Below are 4,048 nucleotides of genomic sequence, written 5' to 3' on the forward strand. Positions count from 1 at the left end.
TGGGACATGCTTGTTAGGCTACTCCAGCGATCGCCCTGGCGAATTCGCTTGCTGAGAACGGTTCGAGGTCGTCGACCTGTTCGCCGACGCCGATGAAATAAACCGGCAATTTGTGTTTTGCCGCGATCGCCACCAGAATACCGCCGCGTGCCGTGCCGTCCAGCTTGGTCATCACCAGGCCGTTGACGCCGGCGATATTGCGGAAGATCTCGACCTGGTTGAGCGCGTTCTGGCCGGTGGTGGCGTCGACCGTCTGCAGCACGGTGTGCGGTGCTTCCGGATCGAGTTTGCCCAGCACGCGAACGATCTTTTCGAGCTCGGCCATCAGTTCGGTCTTGTTCTGCAGGCGGCCGGCGGTGTCGATGATCAGCACGTCGGAACCGGCTTCCCTGGCCTTCTCGAAGGCGTCATAGGCGAGCCCTGCGGCATCGGCGCCGATCTTGGAGGCGATGACCGGCGATTTCGTCCGCTCGCCCCAGATCTTCAGCTGCTCGATCGCAGCGGCGCGGAAGGTGTCGCCGGCGGCGAGCATCACCGACAGGCCGCCATCGGTGAGCTTGGCGGCGAGCTTACCGATCGTGGTGGTCTTGCCGGTGCCGTTGACGCCGACCACCAGGATGACATGCGGCTTGTGCGAGAGATCGAGCTCCAGCGGCATGGCGACATGGGTCAGCACTTTTTCCACCTCGGCCGCCATGATGGCGCGGACCTCGGTGTCGGAGACGTCCTTGCCGTAGCGGCTGGCGGCCAGCGCGTCGGTAACGCGCAAGGCCGTTTCCATGCCGAGATCGGCGCGGATCAGCACATCCTCCAGATCCTGCAGCGTCTCCTCATCCAGCTTGCGCTTGGTGAAGACGCCGGCAATGTTGCCGGTGAGCTCCTTGGAGGAGCGGGCAAGCCCGTCCTTCATGCGCTGGAACCAGGAGCGCCTCGGTGCCGGTTCGGGCGCCTTCTGCGGCTCGGCTTTCTGCTCGACCTTCTTGGTGACGGTCACCTTGCCGGGGGCGGCTTTCGGCTCCGGCGCGGGTTGTGGAAGAGGCTGCGGCTCGGGCGCGATTTCCGCAATGACCGGCTGCGATTCGACCGGGGCCGGCTGGCGAATGAGAGGTGCGATTTCGGCGGCGGGCGCTTCGGCCACGAGAGCAGCCGGCATGGCTTCCACGGGTGGCGCCGAATCTTTCGCAAGTTCGTGCTGCCCCTCACCCCTACCCTCTCCCCGTGAAGGACGGGGAGAGGGAGGCGTCAGCGTTGAGGCTTCGTCTTCGATGTTTGCAAGAGGAGGCGCAGCTTCACCGCTAGCCCCCTTCTCCCCGTCTCTATACGGGGAGAAGGTGCCGGCAGGCGGATGAGGGGCTGCGCTGACCTCTGAAGACGGCTGAAGAGGGGACGGCGCCGGTGTCGGCACCTCGATCGGGGCTGGTGTTTCGGCTGGGACCTCGACAGGCGTCGGCACTTCGACCGGGGCCGGCTCCGGCTGCTTTTCCGGCCGCGACGGGATGATCTCCGGCTCGGCCGGCGCCGGAGCAGGGACTTCTTGCGGCTGCGGTTCGGGCGTGGGTTCCGGAACGGCGGGAGGTGTTGGTATCTCCTCGGGCGCCGGCGGCTCGGCTGGCGTCTCGGGCGCTGGTTCTTCTTCCGGCTCGGGCTCCGGCAGAGGTTCTGGCTCTGAGGGAACAGCCGGCTCCGGTACTGGCGGGATGGTTGGCTCCGGCTCGGGCGCCGGTTCCTCGACAGGCGCCGGTTGCGGCGCAGGAATTACCTCCGGCTCGACTACCGGCGCCGGCGTCGTTTCCGCCTCGGGCAGCGGCTCGTCGCGCTTCAAGAACTCCGGAACGACCTGTTCGGCCGCCGGCTTCAGCGCATCGAGTGCTTCCCATTTGATCGGCGGCAGCGGGGCGGTCTCGTCGATCCGCTCCTCGACAACCTCTTTCTTGCCGAACGAAAATATCTTCTTGAAAAAACCAGCCATGCTTTGCGTTCTCAGGCGGCGCGGGCGGCAAGGGGCGCCGCGATCAGCCTGCTACCATCGTGGCCTGATATCTCAGCCTCGACGATCTCACCCGGTGCGCCCGTGCCGAGTGCGGCAAGCGTAAAACCCTCGGTGCGGCCAAGGCCGTCGCGCTCGATCAGGATCGACTGGCGCGTTCCGGTGAGCGACGACAGATGCCTGAAATAGGCAGCTTCACCGGCGGCACGCAGCCGGGCGGCGCGCTGCTTGACGACCTCGCGGCGGAGCTGCGGCATGCGCGCGGCGGGCGTGCCTTCGCGTGGGCTGAAGGGGAAGACGTGGAGATGGGTCAGGCCACACTCCTCGACAATTTTTTCCGAGTTCTCGAACATTTCGTCGGTCTCGGTCGGGAAGCCGGCGATGATGTCGGCGCCAAAGACGATACCGGGGCGCAGCTTGCGCACATCCTCGCAGAAGCGGATCGACTGATCGCGTAGGTGCCTTCGCTTCATCCGCTTCAGGATCATGTCGTCGCCCGATTGCAGCGACAGATGCAGATGCGGCATCAGCCTGGGCTCGGTGGCGATGGCATCGAGCAAATCGTCGTCAGCTTCGATCGAATCGATCGACGACAGCCGCAGCCGCTTCACGTCGGGCACCTGTTTCAGGATTGTTTTCACCAGTTTGCCGAGCTTCGGCGCCCCCGGCAGATCGGCGCCGAATGATGTCATGTCGACGCCGGTCAGCACGATCTCGGCATAGCCGTTGCCGGCGAGCCGCTTGACCTGCTCGACCACGGCGCCCATCGGCACCGAGCGCGAATTGCCGCGGCCGTAGGGAATGATGCAGAAGGTGCAGCGGTGGTCGCAGCCATTCTGCACCTGGACGAAGGCGCGCGCCCGGCCCTCGATGGCGTCGACCATGTGGCCTGCGGTCTCACGCACCGAAAAGATATCGTTGACGCGCGCCTTCTCGGTGTCGTTGACGCCGAAATCCGGCAGCGCGCGATAGGAATTGGCGTTCAGCTTCTCTTCATTGCCAAGCACGAGATCGACCTCGTCCATGGCGGCGAATTTTTCAGGCTCGGTCTGCGCGGCGCAGCCGGTGACGATGATGCGTGCCCGTGGGTTGTCGCGGCGGGCCTTGCGGATCGCCTGCTTGGCCTGGCGCACTGCTTCGCCTGTCACGGCGCAGGTGTTGAAGATCAAAGCGCCGCCTTCCAGCGCGCCCAGACCGGCACTTTCAGCCTCGCGGCGCATCACCTGCGATTCATAGGTGTTGAGCCGGCAGCCGAAGGTGACGACATCGATGCCCTTGGACACCGGGCTCTTGGGCAGAGCGGACATCAGGCCGCGCTTTCGGTGTCGCGGGCCCATGTCCCGTTCGACGGGTCGAAGCTGCCGGAAAATTCCCATTCGGCGGCGCCGGTCAGCACCACATGGTCATCGTCGCGCCATTCGACATGCAGCGTACCGCCGCCTGGCGTCAACAGGCTAACGCTGCGGCCGGTCCGGTTGGTGCGGGCCGCGGCCACCACGGCCGCGCAGGCGGCCGAGCCGCAGGCCTTGGTCAGTCCGGCGCCGCGCTCCCAGGTGCGGATGATCATGGTTTCGGGCGAAGTAACCTGAGCGATGGTGATGTTGGCGCGCTCGGGGAACATCGGATGGTTCTCGAGCAGCGGGCCGAAGCGGTCGAGCTCATAGGACCAGACGTCATTGTCGACCCAGAAGATGGCGTGCGGATTGCCCGTCGAGACGACCGAGGGGGAATGCAGCACCGGCGCGTCGATCGGGCCGATCTGCAGCTCGATCATGCGGGTGTCGCGGAATTCCTCGGCCAGCGGGATATCCTGCCAGCCGAAGCGTGGCGTGCCCATATCGACCGAGATCGAGCCGTCGGCATGTTCGCGCGCATTGAGGATGCCCGCCACGGTTTCGAAGGTGAAGATCTTCTGGCCGGTCTCGGCGGCGAGCGCCTGGACGACGCAGCGCATGCCATTGCCGCAGGCCTGCGCGCCAGTTCCGTCGGAATTCAATATGTCGATGAAAAAGGCGGTGCCCGGCGTCCTTGCGTCGTGGATCGCCATGATCTGGTCGAAGC

3 protein-coding genes are annotated in these 4,048 nt (G+C 65.5%); all 3 read right to left on the bottom strand.

Annotated elements, in window-relative coordinates; all coding sequences use genetic code 11:
* Window positions 1-13: 13 nt before the first annotated feature.
* Window positions 14-1,969, bottom strand: coding sequence for a signal recognition particle-docking protein FtsY (gene ftsY / locus EN893_RS22195; RefSeq protein WP_127272404.1), 1,956 nt, complete (start codon window positions 1,967-1,969; stop codon window positions 14-16).
* Between the two features lie 11 nt (window positions 1,970-1,980).
* Window positions 1,981-3,294: a tRNA (N(6)-L-threonylcarbamoyladenosine(37)-C(2))-methylthiotransferase MtaB gene (mtaB, locus tag EN893_RS22200; protein ID WP_127268400.1), complete on the bottom strand. Its 1,314-nt coding sequence runs from the start codon at window positions 3,292-3,294 to the stop codon at window positions 1,981-1,983.
* Window positions 3,294-4,048: diaminopimelate epimerase (gene dapF / locus EN893_RS22205; RefSeq protein WP_128361775.1), on the bottom strand; the 755-nt coding region annotated here is incomplete at its 5' end. The genes dapF and mtaB, both read right to left, overlap by 1 nt.

It is taken from the genome of Mesorhizobium sp. M7A.F.Ca.CA.004.04.2.1 (genome assembly GCF_004022825.1).
In the GTDB taxonomy this organism is placed as follows: Bacteria; Pseudomonadota; Alphaproteobacteria; order Rhizobiales; family Rhizobiaceae; genus Mesorhizobium.